Below are 22,255 nucleotides of genomic sequence, written 5' to 3' on the forward strand. Positions count from 1 at the left end.
AGGGTTCGATCAATGATCCAGCACATGACCTGCGATGAACGCTTCATCGCCCTGGCCAAAGAGTTTGGTTATGACATCTACGGCGAAAACACTGCGGGTGGGCATTACGCACCGCTGATCCGTCATCACGATGAGCTGTACATTAGCGGCCTGGTGCCGCGCATGAACGGCAAGATCCATTACCCCGGCCGTGTCGGGCTGGACCTCAGCATGGCCGATGCCCAAGCGGCGGCCAGCATCAGCGCGATGCGCGGGTTGGCGTTGATCGTCGATGCGATTGGCTCGCTGGACAAGATCAAGTCATTGATCCGGGTAACGGTCTATGTGAAGTCCACGGCGGACTTTGTCGATTTGAGCGAAGTGGCCAACGGCGCCTCGGATGTGTTCAGCCATGTGCTGGGCGATGCCGGTAAACATACGCGCACTACAGTGGGTGTTTATCAGTTACCCAAGAATGCCGCGATAGAAGTGGACATGATCGCCGCCTTGCGCCCATCGGTTTTGTAAGTTGTTTCCCGACTTTACAGTGCTGAACCCTTAACTTAATGTTTAGCGCTAAAGTGTGGGGGAAAAAAGGACGTGCGAATGGATAACTTTCAAGGTGCGTTTTTTTCATATAAGGACTTTCGTCAAAGCCTGTACCATCGAACGCCAGTTCCCAAGGTATGGAAAGGCACTGAACTGGCGGGTATGCGCGAGGCCCTTGAAGCCAGTGACGTTGATATTGTCGCATTGGCTCACGACAAGAGCATTGAGGGTTGTGAAGTGACGCCTGGCATGGCGATCGCCATGCAATGGCTGAACCCCGGTGTGACGCTCAACGGTCATGCCCATTCCTGGTGGCACCTGTTTGTCATCCAGTGTGGCAGTGGCGTGTTGACCCTCGGCGATGCCGACGGGGTCAACGTCAGCAATGGCGACGTGTTGCTGGTACCGGCGTGGACCAGACACGGCTTCGTCAACACTAGCAAACACGAGCCACTGGCGATGCTGAACATGAGCAACATGCCGCAAATGGCACTGCTTTCGAACTTCGCCGACAGCCATGGCCTGATTACCACCCAGGCGTAATTTCCCAGCGAATCAACCCAGGGAGCCCACCTTCGTCGGCTCCCTTTTTTTGTTTTTCAGATCTGCCCCGGTATCGCTTTTTGCAGCGTTGTTACTGGGGTTTTAACTGCGTGTCTGTCGGTGGAAAACAACTTTCTGTATCGATTGAAACGGGCAAATTCTGTATCTATCCAGCCTTGATCCAACTAACTACGATCACTTCCAATGCACGTCAAACCCTGCAGTTGGTCAATGGAGTGTTCTATGGAAAACAGGAAGCTAAAACTGTATGTTGGCGCCGACTATGTCAGCGCTTTTGCGATGTCGGCTTTTGTGGCGCTCAAGGAAAAGCAACGTTCATTTGAACTTGTTACTGTTGATCTAAAGTCACGCGAAAACTATATGGCGAGTTATCGCGATCTTTCGCTGACCTGCAAGATTCCAACGCTGGTCCACGACGATTTTGCCTTGTCGGAATCATCGGCGATTGCCGAATACCTCGATGAACTCTCCCCGGGGCATAAAAAACTCTATCCGCAGGACCTCCAGCAGCGCGCCCGTGCCCGTCAACTGCAAGCCTGGTTGCGCAGTGACTTGCTGGTGGTGCGCAAGGAGCGCCCGTTTGACCTGGTGTACTTCAGCAAGAAAAATACCGCGCTGTCCGACGATGCCCAGGCCGCCGTCGAGCGCTTGTTCTTCGTCGCCGACCATTTGCTGGAAGAGGGGGCGGAGCATCTGTTCGGCGACTGGAGCATTGCCGACACCGACCTGGCAATCATGCTCAACCGACTGGTTGCCAACGGCGATCCGGTGCCTGCACGGCTCGCGGCGTATGTACGTCGCCAGTGGGATCGCGACAGCGTCCGGGCATGGATGGACATAGAGCGCAAAGCGCCGGCCATCGCGTAACAACACTCAGGGCAATCACCAGGAGCGCGGCCATGCAAGGACTGTCGGAGCACGAACGCTACAAACCCTATAACTCACGCACCATCCGCGATACACCTTACTGGCACAAGCTGACGCCGGCGTTGCAGGAGGCCATGACCATCGTGGCCAGAGTCATGCCGTTCCGTACCAACGAATATGTGCTGGGCACGTTGATCGACTGGAGCAACATCCCGGACGACCCGATTTTTCGTATGACTTTCCCCCACAAGGACATGTTGCTGGCGGAGGAATATGCCTCGCTCAAGCAACTGATCGAGCAAGATGACAGCGCGGCGATCAAGCGTCGGATCGAGGCGATCTGGCGCCGTATGAACCCGCATCCGGCCGGGCAGTTGACCCACAACGTTGCCACCCTCCACGGCAAAGTCCTGCCGGGCATCCAGCACAAGTACCGCGAGACGGTGCTGTTTTTCCCCGGAGCCGGTCAGACCTGTCACGCGTACTGCACCTTCTGTTTCCGCTGGGCGCAGTTCATTGGCGAAGAAGAACTCAAGTTCAACGCCCGCGAGTCCCAGGAGCTGGTCAGTTACCTGAGGGTGCACACGGAAGTGACCGACGTGCTGATTACCGGCGGCGACCCGATGATCATGAACACCCGCTCCCTGGCCGGTTATATCGAGCCGCTGCTGGAACTGCCACACCTGAAGAACATCCGCATCGGCACCAAGTCCGTGGCGTACTGGCCCCAGCGTTTTGTCAGCGACAAGGATGCGCCTGAGCTGCTGGAGCTGTTCCAGCGCATCGTCGCGGCGGGGAAAAACCTGTCGATCATGGGCCATTACAACCACCCGGTGGAGATCCGCCAGCCCATCGCCCGCCAGGCCATCGAACGCATTCGTTCGACGGGGGCGACGGTGCGCATGCAGGCGCCGGTGATCCGCCACATCAACGAAAACCCCGCCGATTGGGCCGCGCTGTGGACCGAAGGTGTGCGGCTCGGGGCCGTGCCTTATTACATGTTCGTCGAGCGCGATACCGGACCCAGTCATTACTTCGCACTGCCGCTGGCCAGGGCCTTCGAGATCTTCCAGGCGGCGTATCGCACGGTATCGGGGCTGGCGCGAACGGTGCGCGGGCCGTCCATGAGCACCTTCTACGGCAAGGTGTTGATCAACGGCATCGAGACCGTCGCCGGGGAAAAGGTTTTCGTCTTGCAGTTCCTCCAGGCCCGCGATCCGCAATGGGTGTTGCGCACGTTCTACGCGCGCTTCGATCCGCAAGTGACCTGGTTCGACGATCTGCAACCGGCCTTCGGCGAGCGTGCGTTCTTCTTTCAGACCGAGCTCACCGCCGTGCCGGAATTGATACCCGTGTTGCTGGAATCGGCGTAGGAAAAATCATGAACAATGGGGAGATATGGATATGAGCAGTATCCCGTTTGATCAACGCGAGGGCGTTATCTGGCTCGACGGTGAGTTCGTCGAGTGGTCCCGGGCGCAGTTGCATGTGCTGACCCATGGCCTGCATTACGCGAGCACCGTGTATGAAGGCGAGCGGGTCTACAACGGCAAGGTTTTCAAGCTGCGCGAACACAGCGAGCGCTTGTATCGCTCGGCGCAACTGATGGACTTTGCCATCCCCTATGCATTGGCTGAACTGGAAGCGGCGAGCCACGAACTGCTGCAACGCAACAAGGTCGCCGACGGCTACCTGCGCCCGGTGGCCTGGCGCGGCAGCGAGATGATTTCCACCGCGGCGCGTTTCAACCGTGTGCACCTGGCCATCGCGTGCTGGCAGTGGCCGAGCTATTTCGACCCGGCGGCGCGCATGGCCGGCATCCGCTTGAAAACCGCGAGCTGGCGTCGTCCGCCACCGAGCAGCAGTCCGTTCGAAGCCAAGGCCTCCGGGCATTACCAGATCGCCACGCTGAGCAAGCACGACGCCGAGAACACGGGGTACCACGACGCGCTGATGCTCGACTGGCGCGGCCACGTGGCCGAAGCCACCAGCGCCAATGTGTTCTTTGTCAAAGGCCGGACGCTGCACACCCCCGCACCGGATTGCTTCCTCAACGGCATCACCCGCCAGACCGTGATCGAACTGGCCAAGGCGCTGGACTATCAGGTCGTTGAACGCACGATTTTGCCTACGGAGCTTGGCGACTTCGACGAGTGTTTTCTCACCGGCACCGCTGCCGAAATTACCCCGGTGCAGAGTATCGATGAGCAGCACTATCGACCGGGTGACGCCTGCCGCGACTTCATCGCGGCGTACACCTCAACCGTCAACGCCGGATAACCCGCCAGGAATCTCACCATGTCAGACCAAGGGATTGTTGCGTCTCAACCTTGCATTTCGCTCGGCCATCGTCATGAGGAACTGTCGACGTTGGGCTGGACGGTGCTGACCCCCGAGGAATTTGCCGATGATGTCGTAGGCACCTTGCTCGAATTCGGCCCGATCATTCCGCAGTTCAACGGCCAGATGGCCTTTGCCATTACCCGCAAGCCGGGTTACGAAGACTTGCCGTACTCCCAGAGCATGAACGGCATCGGCCCGCACACCGAAGCGCCGGTATACGGGCCGCCGCCACGCTACCTGGCGTTGCATTGCCATAAACAGGCCACGTGCGGTGGCGGGCACACCGGTTTGGTGGACGGCTACGAATTTCTCAAGTCCCTGGAACACAGCGAACCGCAACTGCGTGAGTGGCTGGATGACACGCCGGTAGAATTTGTCGCCACCGCCAAACCCGGCGAACCGGCGCAACGACGGGTCAAGGAATACATCCTCACGCCTACAGAGGACGGGGATATTTTCCGCTTCAGCTACAACCAGTTTCACTACGGCGACGTGAACCCGTCCAAGGCGGCCCTGCAGCAATCCCTGGTCGCCGACAGCACCTCGCCGCTGGCCAGGTTTGCCGTGCTCGGCGAAGCGTACTTCGTCGAGCACAACGTGCCGGTGCTGATTCCCGACGGATGCCTGCTGATTTGGGACAACTGGCGAATGATTCACGCCCGCAGTCGTTACACTGACCCGACGCGCAACCTGACCCGCTATTGGCTGGCCTGATTTTTCCGTCGCCCTTCATTCCTTTGGCGTACCCCAGGCGGGTACGCGCCTTACAGGTATCGCGTCATGCAAACAGCAATCGAGATCGCCCAGGTCGACCATCAACTGATCGTGCGGCTCAACCAGGCCTGGACCAAGCGCGCCACGGTGTGTTCGCCGGACAGGGGCCAGGTCGAAGAAGTGTTCGACCCGGCACGCCCGGATTACCCGGAGTGCATGGTGCCGTTTTTTCATCACCCGAAGTTCCAGGCGCTGAGCGACGAGCTCAAAAGCAGCGTGGTGACCTGGGGCTGGATCGGCTACAACCTGCGCACCGTCACCGCCGAAGAACATGTGGTCAATCCGGCGCTGAGCGTCATTGCCAATCAGTACCTGGGCAAGGATGACTGGCATTTTCGCGAGGCCATGCAACAAACCCTGATCGACGAGCACTACCACACGCTGATGCACCTGCGCGCCATCGAACGGACCAAGCTGGAGCGGGCGCTGGATCAGGATCTGGACTTGCCGCCCTCCGTCACTTACCTGCGCCTGAAAGCCCAGCGTGAAGCACTGCCCGAGCAATGGCAGCGGGATCTGGCGGCGATCACCTTTGCAGTGGTGGCCGAGATCAGCGTCAACGCCTACCTGGACTTGCTGGCGGACGACCAGACCATCCAGCCGCAGAACCGCCGGGTGGCCGAACTGCACAACCGTGACGAATATGCCCACAGCAAGGTGCTGGCCGAAGTGGCCAAGGTCATGTACGCGAACATGCAGCCCATCCAGCGGGAATTTTTCGCACGTAACCTGTCGGTGGCGCAGAGTGCTTTTATCGCTCAGGACTACTCCATGTGGGAGGCGATTCTGACGCAGCTCGGGGTCGAGGATGCGGCGCTGATCATTGCCGACACCCGCGAGAGCAACAAGAACGCGACCATCATGCGTGACTACAGCGGCCTGCATAAGTTGGCCCATGACCTGGGCATCAGCGACCAGATCGATTTCGATTTCCGTCCAACCCTCAAAACCACGGCGGCCGCCTGAACCCGGAGGTGTCCATGTCAGCTCCTGTGTACGAAGTGTTCGCTATTCGTGTTGGCGCAAACGTCCAGCGCACCGCCAGGGAGAACTTTCTCTACGACGCCTGCTGCGGTGATCCGAATGCGCCGATGCCGCTGGACTACTTCTTCTGGGTCATCCGCAACGAGCAGCAGGTGATCGTGGTCGACACCTGTTTCCAACCGGCCACAGCGGACCGGCGCAATCGTCAGATGTATCGCCTGCCGGAGGAATCCTTGCGACAACTGGACATTGATCCGGCCCGGGTCGAGCAACTGATCCTGACCCATTTGCACTGGGATCATGCCGGCAACCTTGGGCTATTCCCGAAGGCGACCGTGCATTTGCAGGAAGCGGAACTGCGTTTCTGTACCGGGCCGAAAATGGCCTACCGCACGGTGAACAAAACCTACGAGGTCGAGGACGTGATGTCGGCGCTGCCGCCGCTGTTCGAAGGGCGGATGCGTTTGCACAACGGCATGGTGGAAGTACTGCCCGGCGTGACCCTGCACCCGGTGGGCGGACATACCCCGGGCAGTCAGGTGGTGCGGGTGAATACTGAGCGCGGCTGGATCGTGCTGGCCTCGGATGCCGCGCATTTGTGGGTCAACATTCGTGAGCGCAGCCCGTTTCCGATTCTCGATGACCTGGCGCAAACCCTCGAAGCCTTCACCGAGATCGACCGCCTGGCCGATGGCGAAGACCACGTCATCCCCGGCCACGACCCGCTGATCGCCGAGCGTTTCCCGCGCTGGAATGACGACCCGCATATCATTTGCCTGCACCAACCCCCGAACTGACCACAACCTCCTGTGGGGCGAGCCTGCTCGCGAAAACGGCGGCACATTCAACATTGATGTGCCTGATACACCGCTTTCGCGAGCAGGCTCACTCCCACAGTTGATTACTGTCGTTCAGCGATGTTGTGTTCACCGAAAATCCCCTGTGGGAGCGAGCCTGCTCGCGAAGGCGGCAGCACATTCAACATTGTTGTGTCTGATACACCGCCATCGCGAGCAGGCTCACTCCTACAGAATCGCGGTCAACCCTGATGTTGGAGCAGGCGCCCCAACGTCTGCAATGCCTCATCAATCCGCGGCGAATACGGTGCGCCACAACCCATGCGCACAAAGTGATCGAAACGCCTGGCATTGGAAAAGATATCCCCAGGCGAAATCTGGATGCCGGCCTTCAACGCTTCGTCAAATAACGTCATCGATGAATGCCGGCGAGGCAGTTCCACCCATAACAGCGTACCGCCCTGGGGATTGGTCACGTGGGTGCCGAGGGGGAAGTAGCGAATGATCGCCTCGCTCATCTGTTGACGTTGTTGGGTCAGGGTTTTCCTCAAGCGCCGCAGGTAACGTTCGTAGGACGGTGTGCGCATGAATTCACTGGCCGCCAATTGCGATAACGCCTCGCACCCCCGCGACTGTGCATGTTTGAGCATCTCCACGCGGTCGTGCCATTTGCCGGCGCTGATCCAGCCCAGGCGCATGCCCGGTGCCAGGGTTTTGTTCAACGAGGCGCAATAGATCACGTTGTCGGTGCTATCCCAATGTTTGAGCGTCGACAGCGGCTGTTCGGTGTCCACCAGGTCGCCGTAGGTGTCGTCCTCGATCAGCACGGTGTCGTGCTCGGCGCACAGTTTCACCAGCCGTGCCTTGTTGGCGTCGGGCATGATGCTGCCCAGCGGGTTTTGCAGGTTGGGAATGACGATCAGCGCCTTGACCCGTTCGGCACCTTGCAGCAGCCGTTGCAGGGCCTGCAGATTGAGCCCGGTATGGGCCGAGGCCGGGACTTCCAGCACGCGCAGGTTCAGGCTTTCGAGAATCTGCAGCAGACCGTAGAAGGTCGGCGACTCCACGGCTACGGTGTCGCCGGGGCGGGTGACCGCACGCAAGGCCAGATTGATCGCTTCGGTGGCGCCGTTGGTGATCACGATCCGCTCGGGGGCCAGGTGGGTCTTGCTGGCCAGTGCACGTCGGGCCAGGACGTTGCGCAATGCGCTGTTGCCGCAGGTCGAACCCGCGGCACCGAGCAGGCCGGCGTCGTAGCGTAGCGACTTGATCATGTGGTCTTGCAAGGTCTTGAGCGGATAAAGCTCCGGCGCGCAGTAGGCGCTGGCGAAGTTGACCCTGATCGTCGCGCGCTGGCTGGCCTTGAGTACCGCGCAGACCTGTTCATGAATGCCGACATACGCGCGGGTATCCGGCGCCAAGGCAATCGGGGCGGGCCTGGGCGCTGTGTCGGGCTGGCGAATGTAGTTGCCGGAACGCGGTCGGGCTTCCAATACACCGCAGTCTTCCAGTTCCCGGCACACCTGCACGGCGGTCGACAGGCTGACGGCATGTTTTTCCATCATCAACCGGATCGAGGGCAGGCGTTCACCGGTTTTCAGGGTGCCGCTGCGGATCGCGTCCAGGTAGTGGTTGGCTAACTGGCGATACAAGGGGGGCGTGTTCATGGTGACCTCGGCAGTTGCACCACCGGGGGCTGGGCTGGAAAGTGAGTTGACGCTCCCCGCAGGCGGACCCGTGGTGCTCATGGGTGAAGGGAAGTGGTGTTCTGCGTCGATACTGGAAGAGTAATCGCGGTTTTGCCCGAATCACGGACAATAAAAAGCCCCGCACTGATGGCGGGGCTCTGGAGTCAGTCGCTGAGGACCTTGTGACGCGGGGGGCCTTACTGTACTGCGATGCTGTACCCGTCGAACGCGCTCTGTTGCTGCAGGGCGGTGATGATGTTCTTGCGGTTGACGGCCTGTTCGGCGCCGCTATTGTCCAGGAACGTCTCGCTTTCCAGTTCCGCCTCTTCGCCTTCGCCAACGAAGGTGAAACCGAGGAATTCCAGGGCCTCACGGTCGACGTTCAGGCGCGAGCGCGGAGTGCGCAGCGGCAAGGTGACGCTCATGCCGTCCTTGCTGATGGTGAACACTTCGACTTCTTTCTTGGCCTTGGCGGCTTTGCTCTTGCCGCCGCTCGGGTTGCTGATGGCCTGGTGGGTCTGGTTCAGCACCTTCAGGGCCAGGCCGTAGACGATTTCCTGGAACGCCGGGTCGTCCTTGAAGCTGGACAGGATGCGGCTGATCGGGAATTTGCCGCTCAAGTCTTCGAGGGCGGCGATGTCGGCGGCCTCGGCGTCCTTGAGTTGCTTGAGCTGGCCCATCAGTTCGTAGGCTTTGTCATCGTCGAAGCTGTCGTGGGCCTGACGGATCGCGGCACGCAGTTCGCGGATCTGGTCGCTTTCGCGGGTGGACTGGAAAGCGTCCAGCACCATCTCGCTGATGGTTTTTGCCTGGGGCACGTGTTGTGAAAGATTGATGGAGTTTTCGTATTCCGCTTTGGACGACAAGGTGACTACGGTTTCAGCGGTGTTGGAATCGGACATTGAAATTTCACTACTTTTTTAGCTTGAATTGGGGCGAGAAAGCGCGGGGGCTTTTTCAGGTCGCCTAATCTATTGGACCGGGGCGACGTTGTCACGGATCAACAGGCGGCTGGTCATTTTTTTGCTCCCCTGTAGGAGCGAGCCTGCTCGCGATGGACGTTAACGATAACGCGTTCATTCTGGATGAGCACGGTGCTCTTGAGACCATCGCGAGCAGGCTCGCTCCTACAGGGGATGTGGTGTGCGTTACAGGGTGTCCTGCCAGGTCTGGCGGGACGAATGCAGCTGCGTCTTGGCCCAGTTGCTGAAGGCCTGGACCACCGCGCGGTCCGCTTTTTGCGGGTCGGTGGCCAGGTAATAACCACGGTGCAGATCGATGCTGATGTCGAACGGCCGCACCAGCAACCCCTTGGACAAGGCATCGCCGCTGATCAGGTTGTCGCCGATGGCGATGCCCTGGCCGGCGATGCAGGCCGCCTGCGCGCAGTGGGCGTCGGAGAACAGGATGCCGCTCAGCGCATTGACCGCCGAAGCACCGGCGGCGGTCAACCAGATGCGCCAGTCCGAGTAGTCGGTCATGTGCAGCAAGGGGTAGGTACTGAGCTCCTGCGGGTTTTTCAGTCCGCCCAGGGCGTTGATCAGACGTGGGCTGCACACCGGGAAGAAGCGCAGAGCCACAATCTCTTCAACATTCATTTGCGGCCAGTCGCCAATCCCGTAAGCGATGAACAGGTCGACGTTGGGGTTGTTGGTGTCGTCCGGCGTGCGCGGGGAAATCAGCTGCAACTGCACTTGCGGGTACTGCCGCAAAAACGCACCGATGTGGTGGCACAGCCAATAGGTGGCGAACCCCGGCGCACAACTGACGCACAGCCGGCCGGAGATTTCCTGATCGTCGATCAACTGCCCGGCATCGAGCAGGTTCAACAGAATCCCGTGCACTTCCCGCGCATAGCGCTCGCCTTGATATGTCAGGCCAATGCCACGGCCAATCCGTTCAGTCAGGGCGAAGCCGACACATTCCTCAAGCTTGCTGATCTGGTGGCTGATGGCGCTGCGGGTCAGGTTCAGTTCACGGGCCGCTACAGAGACACTGCCGAGGCGGGCGACGGCATCAAGGGCGCGCAGGGCTGTCATTGAAGGAAATCGCATAAATCATCCCGTTCAAAGGTGGAAGAAAGGCCTGCAAACACGGATCACCGATGGCTTCCCTTATGGTGATTTAAATCGAACAGTCAGACCAAAAAAAATCGATTGTTGTATTGGTTGATTCAACAATACTAGCGCTCATTGTCATCGGCCGGTCAGGCCCACCCTCAAACAGGGTGCTTCCGCGATGTTTCCTGCTGATCTGGAACAACAACAGTTTTTCAGGTTTCCGACGCCGCCTGGCGTCCGGTGAACCTTTCAATCTCCTGAACTCGAAGGTGGCTTACATGGCGGAGTCCGATAACTTTTCCTCTACCCATTCCGTGCAGGGGACCTATGCCGACCTGATCCTCGCCAATGGGCGTATCTATACCCAGGACCCGGCCAACCCGTGGGCCGAGGCCGTGGCCATCCGCGATGGCAAGTTGATCGGTGTCGCCAGCCTAGGCCAGATCGAGATGTTCAAGGGCCCGAACACCCGCGTGCATGACCTGCAAGGCGCGTTCTGCATGCCCGGCCTGCACGACATGCACACCCACCCCGACCTCGCGTTGGCGCCGCGTTACAGCGACGACCTCGACGTCGGTATCGAAGACCCGACCCCGGAACAACTGCGCGAAAGCATCCTCGCCTACGCCGACAGCCATCCGGGCGACGGCTGGATCTACGGTCAGTACTGGGTGCGCTACACCTTCCGCGAAGCGGGCCTGACCCCGGGCCGAGCGTGGCTCGACAGCGTCATGCCGGACCGCCCGGTGGCGCTGCTCGACCGCATGTGGGGCACCATGATGGTCAACTCCAAAGCACTGGAGCTGGCCGGGATCGATGGCAACACCAGTGACCCGCGCAACGGCTATTTCGAGCGTGACGAACTGACCGGTGAACCCACCGGCCTGATGATCGACGGCGCCTACGCGATGATCCACGCCGCCATGCCGCCGACTCCGGTCAGCGTGCTGCGCCGCGCCTATCGCGATGGCGTGCATTTCCAGAGCTCGCGCGGCGTCACGGCGAGCAAATACGTGCACGTCTGCGAACAGCGTTTGCAGGCCCTCAAGGAACTGGACGACAGCGGCGAACTGACGGTGCGCATCGAGGCGGCGATCAGTTGGCAGGACGACATCTTTCCGGTGCGTCGTCGCTGGGAACTGCTGGCTGGCGAGCGTCACTACTACCGCAGCGCACGCCTGAGCGCCAACGCGGTGAAGTTCCACTTCGACGGCACGGTCGAGCCGAAATCTTCATACCTGCTGACCCCATGGCCGCAGGAATCGAGCTGGCGCGGCAAGCTCAACCTGACCCCGGAACACATCACCGACATGGTGGTGGACATGGACCGCAAGGGCATCCGCGTGATTGCCCACTGCACCGGCGATGGTGCGTCGGACGTGTTCCTCGATGCCGTGGCCGAGGCCCGTCGTCGCAACGGTTTCAGCGGCGTACGCCACCAGTGCGCCCACAGTACCTTGCTGCATCCGGGCAATCTGCCGCGCTTCAAGGAACTGAATGTCATCGCCGAATTCTCCCCGGCCGCCTGGTACCCGACACCGTTCGCCAGCGGTGCGCGTTCCGGCTATGGCCAGGAGCGGCTCAAACGCATCTACGATTTCAAAGGCGTGCTCGCCGCAGGCGGCACCGCAGTGATGGGCACCGACTGGCCGGTGGCGTCCATCGACCCGTGGCTGGCGCTGGAAACCATGATCACCCGGCAGAACCCGTGGAACGACGACCCGGCCTGCTTCGGCGACCCGATCAGCCTCGAACAGGCGCTGACCGTGATCACCAGCAACGGCGCGGTGGCCATGGGCCTGGAACACAGCACCGGCAGCCTGCAAGTGGGCAAGGCGGCAGACCTGATCGTGATCGACCGCGACCTGTTCGCCGCCCCGGCACGCAACTACATCCACAAGACCCAGGTGCTGCTGACCTTCGTTGAAGGGCAACTGGTCTACGACCGCCACTCGACGCTGGAATCCGTCGGCCTCAAGTCTGTGTGGCAGGGCGAACCGCCGGTGCTGGAGGGCAAGGCAGAATGACTTCCCCACGTATTGCCGTGACCATCGTCTCGGGTTTTCTCGGCGCCGGTAAAACCACGCTACTCAACCGCATGGTGCGCCGTGCCGAAGGCAGTCGGCTGGCGGTGATCGTCAACGATTTCGGTGAGCTGAACATCGATGCGGCCATCGTTTCCGAAGTCACCGACGCGGTGTACAGCCTGCAAAACGGTTGTATCTGCTGCACCGTGCAGGAAGATCTGCTGGCGCAACTCGGCAGCCTGGCGCAGCTTGAACCAAGGTTGGAGCGCATTGTCATCGAGTGCAGCGGCGTGTCCGATCCGCAGCGCATCGTGCAGACCCTGGCTTATCCACAGCTGCGCAGCCAGATGCAACTGGATATGGTGATTACCGTGGTCGACGCCACCCGTCATCTGCAACTCGACGGCGAGTACGCGCGGCTGGCCCGGGCGCAGGTGGCGGCCGCCGATCTGCTGTTGCTGAACAAGACCGACCTGGTTGATGAGTCACAGTTGCGGACGCTGCGCGAGGCGTTGGGTTTGCGCACGCGGATCCACGAAAGCGTGCAGGCGCAGTTGCCGGATACGCTGTGGCTCGACACCGATCTGGAGCTTGAGCCGCGCACCGTGAAACCGCTGACACGGGTGTCCGATGGCGATCATGGCGAGATGTTCAGCAGCTGGTTGTGGCAGAGCGACTTGGCGCTCGATGCCGAGGGCTTGCGTGGCTGGTTGCAGGTGTTGCCCGGCGATGTATTTCGGGTCAAGGGGCTGGTGAAGCTGGCGCAGGGCAGCACGGCGCACTGGTTGCAACATGTCGGCACGCGCAGTCAGTTTCTGCCGGCCACGGATGAAGCCCAGGCAAAGACCACACGCCTGGTATTTATCGCCCGCCGTGGTTTCGACGGTTGGGATGCCTTGGGGCAGGGGCTTGAGGCCTGCACCGTGAAGATGAGCGCATGACTGCGGCCGGGTTGGCCTCTTCGCGAGCAGGCTCGCTCCCACAATTGATCTGATTTGCTGCGGATTTTGTGATCGACACATAACCCCTGTGGGAGCGAGCCTGCTCGCGAAAGCAGGCGCCTCGGTCAGTCAGGCCTGCCGCGGTGTATTGAGGTTCATCGACGCACCGCCAACGCAGTTGCCGTTTCCTCATCGATCGGCAATGAAAACCGGAACGTCGCCCCGCGCCCAGGCACATCGATCAGCTGAATCTCGCGCCCATGCAATTGCAGGATGCGATGCACGATCCGCAGCCCCAGCCCACCATCACGCCGTGCGCCGCCGATATTGAACGGGCGCAGGAACAACCCTTCGCGCAGTTCCGGGGCGATGCCGGGGCCGGTATCGCTGACCGTGACTTCAATGAATGAGCCTTGCGGGCGCAGGCCCAGCTCGACCTCGCCACCGGCCGGGGTATGGCGCAGGGCGTTGTCGAACAGGTTGGTCAGCACCCGCTCGATCAAGCCGAGATCCGCGCAGGCCGCTGAGGCATTAGGCGCGAAGGTGGCCTTGAGTTCGACTTGGCGTGCTTCGGCGGTGAGTTCGAATTTCTGGAAGATGTCCTGAGCCAGGTCGGTCAGGGAAAAGCGTTCCAGCACCGGTTGTACGAAGCCATGTTCCAACCGCACCAGTTCCAGCAGCGACTGCGCCAGACCGCCGACCTTGCGGCTCTGGTCCAGGGCGATGCCCAGATAGCGACGGCGGTCGGCAGGGGACAGCGTGGTGTCCTTGAGCGACAGGGTTTCCAGATAACCGTGCAGCGAGGCCAGCGGCGTACGCAAGTCGTGGGAGATGTTCGCCACCAGTTCGCGGCGCTCCTGATCCTGGCGGGTCAACGAGCGCCATTGCTCGCCCAGGCGGGTCTGCATCTGCCGGAATGCCGCATCGAGCACGGCGATTTCATCATGGCTGGCGGCTTTTTCCACTGCGAGAGGCAGGGCCGGTGTCACCGGGACGCCATCGATGTCGAACTGGCTGACAGTTTCGGTCAAACGGCGCAACGGCCGGGTAATCAGGGCAAACGCCGTGAGACCGGCAATCAGGCACAGCAGCGCCACCAGGCCGATGGACAGCAATGCCGTGTTGAGCGCCGCGCTGGTCGCGCCGCGTTCGGCCAGGCGGTCGTGATCCTCGCCGAGCAACACCACGTAGAGATAACCGGCCGGCTTGCCATCCACTTTCAGCGGTGCCGCGCTGAACACCTTGCGCGCATCGACGCTGCGCGGGTCGTCGCCGAGAATCGGCAGGGCATCGCCCCGCAACAAGCGCTGGATCGGCGCCAGGTCGATCCGTTCGCGACGGATCCGGCCCTCGGGCGCGGCGCTGCCGACAATCTTGCCCTCGGTGTCCAGCAGGTACACCTCGACGCTCGGGTTGACCTGCATCAGTTTGCTGAACAGGTCACGCACGGCATTGGGCATCAGGCCCTGGGTGTCCATCAGCACCGTGTCACTGGCGATGTGCTGCGCCAGGTCCCGGGACAAGCCTTGCACCACTTCCTGCTCATGCATCTGGTTGGAGCGCACCTGCAACCACGCCGACGTGCCGCAGCACACCAGCAGCAGCACGGCGAACACCAGGGACAGGCGTTGCGTCAGGGTCAGCCTCATGGCTGCGGCTCCTCGCCTGTGGCGAATTTGTAGCCACGGCCCCAGACCGTGAGGATGCGCACCGGTTGCGCCGGGTCGGCCTCGATCTTGGCGCGCAGGCGGTTGATGTGGGTGTTGACCGTGTGTTCGTAGCCTTCGTGGCTGTAGCCCCACACGGCATTGAGCAGGTCCATGCGCGAAAACACCTTGCCGGGCTGGCGGGCAAAGAAATACAGCAAGTCGAACTCCCGGGGCGTGAGGTCCAGGCGCCGTCCGTCGAGGGACACATCGCGGGTGATCGGGTCGATGGCCAGGCCGTCGGTGAGCAGGCTGCCGGCGTCCATCTTCAGGTTGCGCGCCATGGCATCGACCCGGCGCAGCAGCGCTTTGACCCGGGCCACCAGTTCAAGCATGGAAAAGGGCTTGGCCAGATAGTCGTCGGCACCCAGTTCCAGGCCGAGAATCCGGTGCACTTCGCTGGAGCGTGCGCTGGTGATGATGATCGGCGTGTAGCGGGCCATGGCCCGGGCGCGGCGGCAGATTTCCAGGCCGTCGACGCCGGGCAGCATCAGGTCGAGGACCAGTGCGTCCCAGTTGCCCTGTTGCAGCAGGCGCATGCCTTCATCGCCATCGGCGCTGTGTACCACCTCGAACTGCTCATCGCGAAGGTGCAGGCAGATCAGGTCGGCGATATGCATATCGTCCTCGACCACGAGGACGCGTTTGGTCTGTTCCATTCAGCTCAATCCTTCAGTGCGATGCACGCATGATGCGCAATGCCCCTGTAGGAGCGAGCCTGCTCGCGATGGAGTGTCAGTCGACACCACTGTGTCTGAACCACCATCGCGAGCAGGCTCGCTCCTACAGTTCGGGCAGACGCATTGTGCGGGTTTTTCGGGGTCTGAGTTATCACGAATTGTTTAACTTCCCGTGAGGATTTGGCGATCACCCAAAGCCTAGGCTGTGTTCCATGAAACACCCCTGGATTTTTTGGAGGCGAGCATGTTTTCAAGACGGCAATTTCTTGTCGCGAGCGGCGGGCTGGGGATGACGGCCCTGGCAATCGGCCTGTTGCCGAAGTTTTCCACAGGCCCGGCATTGATCAGTGAGGCCAGCGCAGCGGAGGTATTCGAAGTGACCCACAGTGACAGCGAATGGCACGCGATCCTCAGTGACGAGCAGTACGACATCCTTCGCGAAGAAGGCACCGAACGCGCCTACAGCAGCCCGCTGAACAACGAGCACCGCGATGGCACCTTCGCCTGCGCCGGTTGCGACCTGCCGCTGTTTTCCTCTGCAACCAAGTTCGACAGCCGCACCGGTTGGCCGAGTTTCTGGGCGCCGCTGGACAAGGCCGTGGCGACCCGTCAGGACCGGGCGTTCGGCATGGTCCGCGAAGAGGTTCACTGCCGGCGCTGTGGCGGGCATCTGGGGCATGTCTTCGACGACGGCCCGAAACCCACCGGCCTGCGCTACTGCATGAATGGCCTGGCGATGAAATTCGTGCCCAGGACGGTGTGATTCCCTTCCACTCACTTTTTGCAGGTAATCGCCATGTGGCTGCTGGTCCTCGCTTATCTCGGTGGTGTGCTGACGATTGTCAGCCCGTGCATTTTGCCGGTGTTGCCGTTTGTCTTCGCCCGCACCGGGCAACCCTTCGTCAAAAGCGGATTACCGCTGTTGATCGGGATGGCGCTGACCTTCGCACTGGTCGCCACATTGGCGGCGGTGGGCGGTGGCTGGGTGGTGCAGCTCAACCAGTACGGGCGCTGGCTGGCGCTGGTGTTCGTGGCATTGTTCGGACTGACGTTGTTGCTGCCGCAATTGGCTGAACGCCTGACCCGGCCATTGGTGGCGGCGGGCAGTCGTTTGTCGGAGGCGGCGGGCGCCGATGCGCGACCACGTCCCGGTGCTTCGTTGCTGATCGGCGTGGCCACCGGCCTGCTGTGGGCACCTTGCGCCGGGCCGATTCTCGGTCTGCTGTTGACCGGTGCAGCACTACAAGGCGCCAGCATTCAAACCAGCTTTTTGCTGCTGGCGTATGCCGCCGGTGCCGCCACGTCCCTCGCGCTGGCCTTGTTGCTGGGCGGCAAAGTCTTCACCGCGATGAAGCGCTCCATCGGCGCGGGCGAATGGCTGCGTCGCGGTCTTGGCGCGGCGATGCTGGCGGGTGTGGCGGCGATTGCCCTGGGTCTGGATACGGGGGTTCTGGCGCGGCTCTCTACGGCGTCGACCGGTGGTATCGAGCAGGCGCTGGTGGAAAAACTGAGCGGCAAATCTGCGCGTAACAGCGGGGCGATGATGGCGCAGAACTCGACCTCCGGGGGCGCAGCGCAAGTGGCCGAGAATTCCCCGGGCAGCTTGCCGGTCGAAGGCAACCTGCCGTCACTGGAGGGCGCCGTGCAATGGCTCAACTCGCCACCTCTCGATGCCCAGGCCTTGAAAGGCAAGGTCGTGCTGGTGGATTTCTGGACCTACTCCTGCATCAACTGCCTGCGTTCGCTGCCCTATGTGAAGGCCTGGGCCGAGAAGTATCGCGATCAGGGTCTGGTGGTGATCGGTGTGCATGCGCCGGAGTTTGCCTTCGAGCGTGACGTCGGCAACGTCACCAAGGCCATGAAAGACCTGGGCATCAACTACCCGGTGGCCATCGACAACGAGTTCAAGATCTGGCGCGCCTTCAACAACGAGTATTGGCCGGCGCATTACTTTGCCGACGCCCAGGGACGCATTCGCTATCACCACTTCGGCGAAGGCGCGTACGCCGAGTCTGAGCGAGTCATTCAGCAATTGCTGCGCGAGGCGGGGGCGGCCAAGGTCGCCGACGGGCTGATCAGTGCCAAGGCCGACGGTGTGCAAATGGCCCCGGACAACGACGCCGTGCAGTCGCCGGAAACCTATGTCGGCTACCAGCGTGCCGAGCACTTCGTACCGCAAACCGCGCTGGTGCCGGACAAGGTCGCGGCCTACAACCCGCCTGCGCAACTGGCCCTCAACGACTGGAGCCTGGGCGGCCAGTGGCATGTCGGCCCGGAGCGGGCCACCGCCAGCGCACCGGCCAGCCGCATCGTCTATCGCTTCCATGCCCGTGATTTGCATCTGGTTCTCGGCCCTGGCGCCGATGGCAAGCCGGTGCGCTTCAAGGTGCTGATCGACGGCAAGGCTCCCGGCGATGCCCACGGCATGGACGTGGCCCCCGACGGCAGCGGCACCGTGACCGACCAGCGCTTGTATCAACTGGTGCGTCAGAGCGGCGGCGTGACCGACCGGACCTTCAGTATCGAGTTTCTTGATCCGGGTGCGTCGGCTTACGCCTTCACCTTCGGCTGATTACTTTCCAACGCTTCAGGAGTTCGCCCCATGAAAACACTCTTTACCTGGCGCCGTACCCTGCTGGGGCTGGCGGCTGCCGGCATCATCGGCCAATGCTCGGCCTTCTCCTTCGGTGGCGCCGAAGAGGGGGTCATCCTTCCACCGCCGGCCCTCGATGAAACCACTCAGGCCCGCAGCGAAACCGCCGTGTTTGCCGGTGGCTGTTTCTGGGGTGTTCAAGGGGTGTTCCAGCATGTCAAAGGCGTGAAGAACGCCGTCTCCGGCTACGCGGGCGGAGCGGCCAATACCGCACAATACGAGCGCGTCAGTAACGGCAATACCGGCCATGCGGAATCGGTCGAAGTGACGTTTGATCCTGCTCAGGTCAGCTACGGCACCTTGTTGCAGATCTACTTTTCGGTGGCACACAACCCGACCGAACTCAATCGCCAGGGGCCGGATACCGGCACTCAATATCGCTCGGCGATTTTCACCAAAACCAGTGAACAGCAACGGGTCGCGCAGGCCTACATTGCCCAGCTTGATGCCGCCAAGTCGTTCGATAAACCGATAGTGACCAAGCTGGAAAGCTACAACGGTTTCTACCCGGCGGAGGAAGAACATCAGGACTTCCTGACCGAGCATCCGACCTATCCGTACATCGTGATCAACGACTTGCCGAAGGTCGCGCAGTTGAAGCAGCTGTACCCCAATCGCTATCAGGAGCAGCCGGTGCTGGTGAAGGCGGGGATGTAAATGCATGGCCTATTCGGCCGACGGGTGCTTGCCCCACCTCTGTACGGCAAACTCGACGAAGCGCCGCAGTTTCGGCAAACGGTGGCGATCCTGGGCATAGACCAGGTGCATCGGCCGGCTGGGCGGGCAGTAATCGGGCATCAGGGCCAACAGCTTTCCGTCCTTGAGATCCTGCTCGACCAGGGCGTCGGGCATCATCACGATGCCCATGCCGGTGCGCGCCGCCTGATGCAGTCCCGCCGAACTGTTGATCAGCATCGGCCCGCTGACCCCGACACTGACTTCGCCATCGGGACCGGCCAGGCGCCATTCCTTTTGCACCGATTGCCAGTCATCCCCGGCCGGATAGGCAAAGGACAGGCAGTCGTGGTGTCGCAGGTCTTCAGGCGTTTGCGGTGTGCCGCGCCGGGCGAGGTACTCCGGTGACGCGCACATGGTCAGGGTGTAGTCGATCAGCGGGCGGGCGATCAGATTGGAGGGTTCCAGAGCGCCAAGGCGGAACGCTACATCGAGGCCGTTTTCCAGCAGATCCGGGCGCCGGTTGGTCAGGACCACGTCGAGTTTCACCCGCGGGTTTTGCCGGCTGAACTCACTCAGTGCCGGTGCCAGACGTTCGGTACCGAAGGTCAGGGGCGCGGTGATGCGCAAGATGCCGCTCGGTTCGTCCAGCGCCTGCTCGGCCAGGCGCTCGGAATCGGCCACCAACCCCAGCACTTCCAGGCAGCGCAGGTAATACGCGGTGCCGAACTCGGTCAGCCGCTGGCGCCGCGTCGTGCGGTTGAGCAGGCGCACACCCAGTCGTTGCTCCAGGGCCTTGAGGTGATTGCCGACCATGGTCGTGGACATTTCGCACTGCAAAGCGGCAGCGGTCATGCTGCCGGTCTCCACCACTTTCACGTAGACGGTCATTGCCTGGAACAGATCCATTATCAAGCTCTGCTTTTAAATGATTGAAGTTTTTCGGTGTTTATCCAGTTCTGGTGGCTAACCATACTGCAAAAACACCGACCCTTGCTGGAGCTTGATGTCATGACCGCCGCCTGCCTGATGAGCACTTATCAACCCTTGGCCTTGAGTTTCAACAAGGGCCTGGGCACTCGCCTATGGGACCAGGCCGGCCGGGAATACCTGGATGCGGTCGCCGGTGTGGCGGTGACCAATGTCGGCCACTCCCATCCGAAAATCGTCGCCGCCATCGTTGAACAGGCCGGGTTACTGCTGCACACGTCGAACCTCTACAGCATCGACTGGCAACAGCGGCTGGCGCAGAAACTGACGCGGCTGGCGGGCATGGACCGGGCGTTTTTCAACAACTCCGGGGCCGAAGCCAACGAGACCGCACTGAAGATCGCCCGGCTGCATGGCTGGCACAAAGGCATCGAGCAGCCGCTGGTGGTGGTCATGGAGAACGCGTTCCATGGCCGCACCCTCGGCACCTTGTCGGCCAGCGATGGCCCTGCGGTGCGTCTGGGTTTCAACAAGCTGCCGGGGGATTTCGTCAAAGTGCCGTTCGGCGACCTCAATGCGCTGGACAAGGTGCAGCAGGCCCACGGTTCACGGATCGTGGCGATCCTGATGGAGCCGATCCAGGGCGAAAGCGGCGTGCAGCTGGCGCCACCGGGCTATCTCAAGGCCGTGCGCGAACTGTGCAACCGGCGCTCATGGCTGTTGATGCTCGATGAAATCCAGACCGGCATCGGCCGCACCGGCCAGTGGTTCGCGTTCCAGCACGAAGGCATCGTCCCGGACGTCATGACCCTGGCCAAAGGCCTGGGCAACGGCGTGCCCATCGGCGCGTGCCTGGCCCGTGGCAAGGCGGCAGAACTCTTCACGCCGGGCAGCCACGGCAGCACCTTCGGCGGTAATCCATTGGCCTGCCGGGTCGGATGCACCGTACTGGATATCGTTGAAGAACAAGGCCTGCTGGAAAACGCCCGGCTTCAGGGGGCGCGCCTGCTCGAAAGATTGCGCACAGAATTGGCGGGCAACCCGAACGTCTCGCAAGTCCGCGGCCAGGGCCTGATGATCGGGCTCGAACTCAAGCAACCGATCCGCGACCTGAGCCTGATCGCCGCCCGGGATCACGGCTTGCTGATCAACGTCACGCGGGGCAAGACCATCCGCCTGCTGCCGCCGCTGACCATTGATGAGCGGGAGGTGGAGATGATTGTCAGAGGGGTGAGTGGGGTGATTTCGCAAGTTCTCGATCGACTGGAATAATCGTTCAGCGTTGGCTTTTGATCGTAGTAGGTAAGCGGTTTCATCAGACACGTCGAGGCCAACCGGCGTGTTCTTTTTCATACTGCAATAACTCAGCAAGTGTCGGATATATCGCATGGTCTTCTCCGCATCTGGATAGGTGTTCAGTATCCGTTTGCATTCCAAAAGATGTTTCTGCGATTGCTGTAGTCCAGATCCGATTTGAAAGGGGCAGATGCAGTGGTTAACCGGGGTTTCGCATTGCGCCGAAAAAATCCGTGATTTCAGCTTGATCCATCAACCGAGTTTTTGAATCGCTAAACCCTTCGAACAACCGCTGATGCGCAGCAAATCCACTTGAGTCATCACGCGTGCGATAGCTGCCCGCCCACTCCAGCAATGCCACCAACCGTTCATCATCCTGTGTTTCCCGTTGGCGAATGTTGGCGACGCAATCCTCGTCATCGACACACAACCAGATCAACGCCGTGGCGCGGTGGAGGATTTCGCTGACGATCCAGCCGTAAACCCCTTCGATCACCCAGCGCTCTTCACTTGCCGCCCCGCGCGCCATACCCAGCGTTTCATTTCGGGGGCGGGGGATGCTGTGTTCGTCGGACAGCCAGTGAATCCGGTCGAGATCGGTCCAGGGCACACGCAGTTGCTCGGCCAGCCGCTGTGCTAGCCAGCTCTTGCCCGAGCCGGAATTACCAATGATCAGGGTTCGGGTGAGGTCCATGAGCGACTCCGATCAATTGTGGGAGCGAGCTTGCTCGCGATGACGGTG

At 61.2% G+C, this 22,255-nt stretch carries 20 protein-coding genes and 1 pseudogene; 14 read left to right on the forward strand and 7 right to left on the reverse strand.

Annotated features, from left to right (window positions below; genetic code table 11):
- The first annotated feature begins 12 nt into the window (after nucleotides 1-12).
- The 8 genes from BSF44_RS16880 to BSF44_RS16915 all read left to right on the forward strand — a co-directional run bounded on the left by BSF44_RS16880 (nucleotide 13) and on the right by BSF44_RS16915 (nucleotide 6,857).
- Nucleotides 13-507, forward strand: a complete 495-nt coding sequence (locus BSF44_RS16880; protein WP_046040191.1) for a RidA family protein — start codon at nucleotides 13-15, stop codon at nucleotides 505-507.
- 78 nt (nucleotides 508-585) lie between these two features.
- On the forward strand, nucleotides 586-1,071 hold the full coding sequence (locus BSF44_RS16885; protein WP_095944472.1) for a cupin domain-containing protein: 486 nt from the start codon (nucleotides 586-588) through the stop codon (nucleotides 1,069-1,071).
- Between the two features lie 243 nt (nucleotides 1,072-1,314).
- The gene (gene yfcF / locus BSF44_RS16890) at nucleotides 1,315-1,959 is read left to right on the forward strand and encodes a glutathione transferase (protein ID WP_095944473.1); all 645 of its coding nucleotides are present in this window, start codon (nucleotides 1,315-1,317) and stop codon (nucleotides 1,957-1,959) included.
- Nucleotides 1,960-1,991: 32 nt separating this feature from the next.
- On the forward strand, nucleotides 1,992-3,332 hold the full coding sequence (locus BSF44_RS16895; protein ID WP_095944474.1) for a KamA family radical SAM protein: 1,341 nt from the start codon (nucleotides 1,992-1,994) through the stop codon (nucleotides 3,330-3,332).
- A 31-nt stretch (nucleotides 3,333-3,363) separates the two neighbouring features.
- Nucleotides 3,364-4,239, forward strand: a complete 876-nt coding sequence (locus BSF44_RS16900) for a branched-chain amino acid aminotransferase (protein WP_095944521.1) — start codon at nucleotides 3,364-3,366, stop codon at nucleotides 4,237-4,239.
- An 18-nt stretch (nucleotides 4,240-4,257) separates the two neighbouring features.
- Nucleotides 4,258-5,016 (forward strand): TauD/TfdA family dioxygenase, encoded by a 759-nt coding sequence (locus tag BSF44_RS16905; protein ID WP_095944475.1) that lies wholly within the window; start codon nucleotides 4,258-4,260, stop codon nucleotides 5,014-5,016.
- Between the two features lie 66 nt (nucleotides 5,017-5,082).
- The gene (locus BSF44_RS16910; RefSeq protein WP_095944476.1) at nucleotides 5,083-6,042 is read left to right on the forward strand and encodes a diiron oxygenase; all 960 of its coding nucleotides are present in this window, start codon (nucleotides 5,083-5,085) and stop codon (nucleotides 6,040-6,042) included.
- A 14-nt stretch (nucleotides 6,043-6,056) separates the two neighbouring features.
- Nucleotides 6,057-6,857, forward strand: a complete 801-nt coding sequence (locus BSF44_RS16915) for an N-acyl homoserine lactonase family protein (RefSeq protein WP_095944477.1) — start codon at nucleotides 6,057-6,059, stop codon at nucleotides 6,855-6,857.
- Nucleotides 6,858-7,099: 242 nt separating this feature from the next.
- On the opposite strand, the gene BSF44_RS16920 is transcribed toward BSF44_RS16915, so the two are convergent.
- The 3 genes from BSF44_RS16920 to BSF44_RS16930 form a co-directional block, all read right to left on the reverse strand.
- On the reverse strand, nucleotides 7,100-8,524 hold the full coding sequence (locus tag BSF44_RS16920; RefSeq protein WP_095944478.1) for a PLP-dependent aminotransferase family protein: 1,425 nt from the start codon (nucleotides 8,522-8,524) through the stop codon (nucleotides 7,100-7,102).
- A 218-nt stretch (nucleotides 8,525-8,742) separates the two neighbouring features.
- Entirely contained in the window at nucleotides 8,743-9,447 is a 705-nt protein-coding gene (locus tag BSF44_RS16925) for a hypothetical protein (protein ID WP_095944479.1), read from the reverse strand.
- A 246-nt stretch (nucleotides 9,448-9,693) separates the two neighbouring features.
- Nucleotides 9,694-10,599 carry a LysR substrate-binding domain-containing protein gene (locus tag BSF44_RS16930; RefSeq protein ID WP_095944480.1) on the reverse strand — a complete coding sequence of 302 codons (906 nt, stop codon included), beginning with the start codon at nucleotides 10,597-10,599 and terminating at the stop codon, nucleotides 9,694-9,696.
- A 284-nt stretch (nucleotides 10,600-10,883) separates the two neighbouring features.
- Between BSF44_RS16930 and BSF44_RS16935 the strand changes: the two genes are divergently transcribed.
- Nucleotides 10,884-12,632 carry an amidohydrolase gene (locus tag BSF44_RS16935; protein ID WP_095944522.1) on the forward strand — a complete coding sequence of 583 codons (1,749 nt, stop codon included), beginning with the start codon at nucleotides 10,884-10,886 and terminating at the stop codon, nucleotides 12,630-12,632.
- Entirely contained in the window at nucleotides 12,629-13,573 is a 945-nt protein-coding gene (locus tag BSF44_RS16940) for a GTP-binding protein (protein ID WP_095944481.1), read from the forward strand. Before BSF44_RS16935 ends, BSF44_RS16940 begins: the two co-directional genes overlap by 4 nt.
- A 129-nt stretch (nucleotides 13,574-13,702) precedes the next feature.
- Here the strand turns inward: BSF44_RS16940 and BSF44_RS16945 are convergent.
- Together BSF44_RS16945 and BSF44_RS16950 are read right to left on the reverse strand one after the other, a co-directional pair.
- Nucleotides 13,703-15,222 (reverse strand): annotated as a pseudogene (locus tag BSF44_RS16945) (ATP-binding protein).
- A complete protein-coding gene (locus BSF44_RS16950; protein ID WP_056728524.1) occupies nucleotides 15,219-15,938 on the reverse strand; it encodes a response regulator transcription factor in 720 nt (239 codons plus the stop codon). Before BSF44_RS16950 ends, BSF44_RS16945 begins: the two are co-directional and overlap by 4 nt.
- A 265-nt stretch (nucleotides 15,939-16,203) precedes the next feature.
- Here BSF44_RS16950 and msrB point away from each other — a divergent pair, with 265 nt between their 5' ends.
- The 3 genes from msrB to msrA are packed head-to-tail and all read left to right on the forward strand — an operon-like array spanning nucleotide 16,204 to nucleotide 19,269.
- Nucleotides 16,204-16,722 (forward strand): peptide-methionine (R)-S-oxide reductase MsrB, encoded by a 519-nt coding sequence (msrB, locus tag BSF44_RS16955; protein WP_095944483.1) that lies wholly within the window; start codon nucleotides 16,204-16,206, stop codon nucleotides 16,720-16,722.
- A 33-nt stretch (nucleotides 16,723-16,755) separates the two neighbouring features.
- The gene (locus BSF44_RS16960) at nucleotides 16,756-18,531 is read left to right on the forward strand and encodes a cytochrome c biogenesis protein DipZ (protein WP_095944484.1); all 1,776 of its coding nucleotides are present in this window, start codon (nucleotides 16,756-16,758) and stop codon (nucleotides 18,529-18,531) included.
- Between the two features lie 30 nt (nucleotides 18,532-18,561).
- A complete protein-coding gene (gene msrA / locus BSF44_RS16965; RefSeq protein WP_095944485.1) occupies nucleotides 18,562-19,269 on the forward strand; it encodes a peptide-methionine (S)-S-oxide reductase MsrA in 708 nt (235 codons plus the stop codon).
- A 9-nt stretch (nucleotides 19,270-19,278) separates the two neighbouring features.
- On the opposite strand, the gene BSF44_RS16970 is transcribed toward msrA, so the two are convergent.
- Nucleotides 19,279-20,196, reverse strand: a complete 918-nt coding sequence (locus BSF44_RS16970) for a LysR family transcriptional regulator (protein WP_095944486.1) — start codon at nucleotides 20,194-20,196, stop codon at nucleotides 19,279-19,281.
- Between the two features lie 102 nt (nucleotides 20,197-20,298).
- Between BSF44_RS16970 and BSF44_RS16975 the strand changes: the two genes are divergently transcribed.
- Nucleotides 20,299-21,489 carry an aspartate aminotransferase family protein gene (locus BSF44_RS16975; RefSeq protein WP_095944487.1) on the forward strand — a complete coding sequence of 397 codons (1,191 nt, stop codon included), beginning with the start codon at nucleotides 20,299-20,301 and terminating at the stop codon, nucleotides 21,487-21,489.
- A 223-nt stretch (nucleotides 21,490-21,712) separates the two neighbouring features.
- Here BSF44_RS16975 and BSF44_RS16980 read toward each other — a convergent pair whose 3' ends face one another.
- A complete protein-coding gene (locus tag BSF44_RS16980; protein WP_095944488.1) occupies nucleotides 21,713-22,207 on the reverse strand; it encodes an adenylate kinase in 495 nt (164 codons plus the stop codon).
- Nucleotides 22,208-22,255 lie beyond the last annotated feature (48 nt).

This window comes from Pseudomonas sp. ACN8, assembly GCF_002303925.1.
GTDB lineage: Bacteria > Pseudomonadota > Gammaproteobacteria > Pseudomonadales > Pseudomonadaceae > Aquipseudomonas.

Coding starts and splice junctions, on each gene's coding strand:
- BSF44_RS16880 (WP_046040191.1), top strand. CDS start 13: ATGATCCAGCACATGACCTGCGATGAACGCTTCATCGCCCTGGCCAAA.
- BSF44_RS16885 (WP_095944472.1), top strand. CDS start 586: ATGGATAACTTTCAAGGTGCGTTTTTTTCATATAAGGACTTTCGTCAA.
- yfcF (WP_095944473.1), top strand. CDS start 1,315: ATGGAAAACAGGAAGCTAAAACTGTATGTTGGCGCCGACTATGTCAGC.
- BSF44_RS16895 (WP_095944474.1), top strand. CDS start 1,992: ATGCAAGGACTGTCGGAGCACGAACGCTACAAACCCTATAACTCACGC.
- BSF44_RS16900 (WP_095944521.1), top strand. CDS start 3,364: ATGAGCAGTATCCCGTTTGATCAACGCGAGGGCGTTATCTGGCTCGAC.
- BSF44_RS16905 (WP_095944475.1), top strand. CDS start 4,258: ATGTCAGACCAAGGGATTGTTGCGTCTCAACCTTGCATTTCGCTCGGC.
- BSF44_RS16910 (WP_095944476.1), top strand. CDS start 5,083: ATGCAAACAGCAATCGAGATCGCCCAGGTCGACCATCAACTGATCGTG.
- BSF44_RS16915 (WP_095944477.1), top strand. CDS start 6,057: ATGTCAGCTCCTGTGTACGAAGTGTTCGCTATTCGTGTTGGCGCAAAC.
- BSF44_RS16920 (WP_095944478.1), bottom strand. CDS start 8,524: ATGAACACGCCCCCCTTGTATCGCCAGTTAGCCAACCACTACCTGGAC.
- BSF44_RS16925 (WP_095944479.1), bottom strand. CDS start 9,447: ATGTCCGATTCCAACACCGCTGAAACCGTAGTCACCTTGTCGTCCAAA.
- BSF44_RS16930 (WP_095944480.1), bottom strand. CDS start 10,599: ATGCGATTTCCTTCAATGACAGCCCTGCGCGCCCTTGATGCCGTCGCC.
- BSF44_RS16935 (WP_095944522.1), top strand. CDS start 10,884: ATGGCGGAGTCCGATAACTTTTCCTCTACCCATTCCGTGCAGGGGACC.
- BSF44_RS16940 (WP_095944481.1), top strand. CDS start 12,629: ATGACTTCCCCACGTATTGCCGTGACCATCGTCTCGGGTTTTCTCGGC.
- BSF44_RS16950 (WP_056728524.1), bottom strand. CDS start 15,938: ATGGAACAGACCAAACGCGTCCTCGTGGTCGAGGACGATATGCATATC.
- msrB (WP_095944483.1), top strand. CDS start 16,204: ATGTTTTCAAGACGGCAATTTCTTGTCGCGAGCGGCGGGCTGGGGATG.
- BSF44_RS16960 (WP_095944484.1), top strand. CDS start 16,756: ATGTGGCTGCTGGTCCTCGCTTATCTCGGTGGTGTGCTGACGATTGTC.
- msrA (WP_095944485.1), top strand. CDS start 18,562: ATGAAAACACTCTTTACCTGGCGCCGTACCCTGCTGGGGCTGGCGGCT.
- BSF44_RS16970 (WP_095944486.1), bottom strand. CDS start 20,196: ATGGATCTGTTCCAGGCAATGACCGTCTACGTGAAAGTGGTGGAGACC.
- BSF44_RS16975 (WP_095944487.1), top strand. CDS start 20,299: ATGACCGCCGCCTGCCTGATGAGCACTTATCAACCCTTGGCCTTGAGT.
- BSF44_RS16980 (WP_095944488.1), bottom strand. CDS start 22,207: ATGGACCTCACCCGAACCCTGATCATTGGTAATTCCGGCTCGGGCAAG.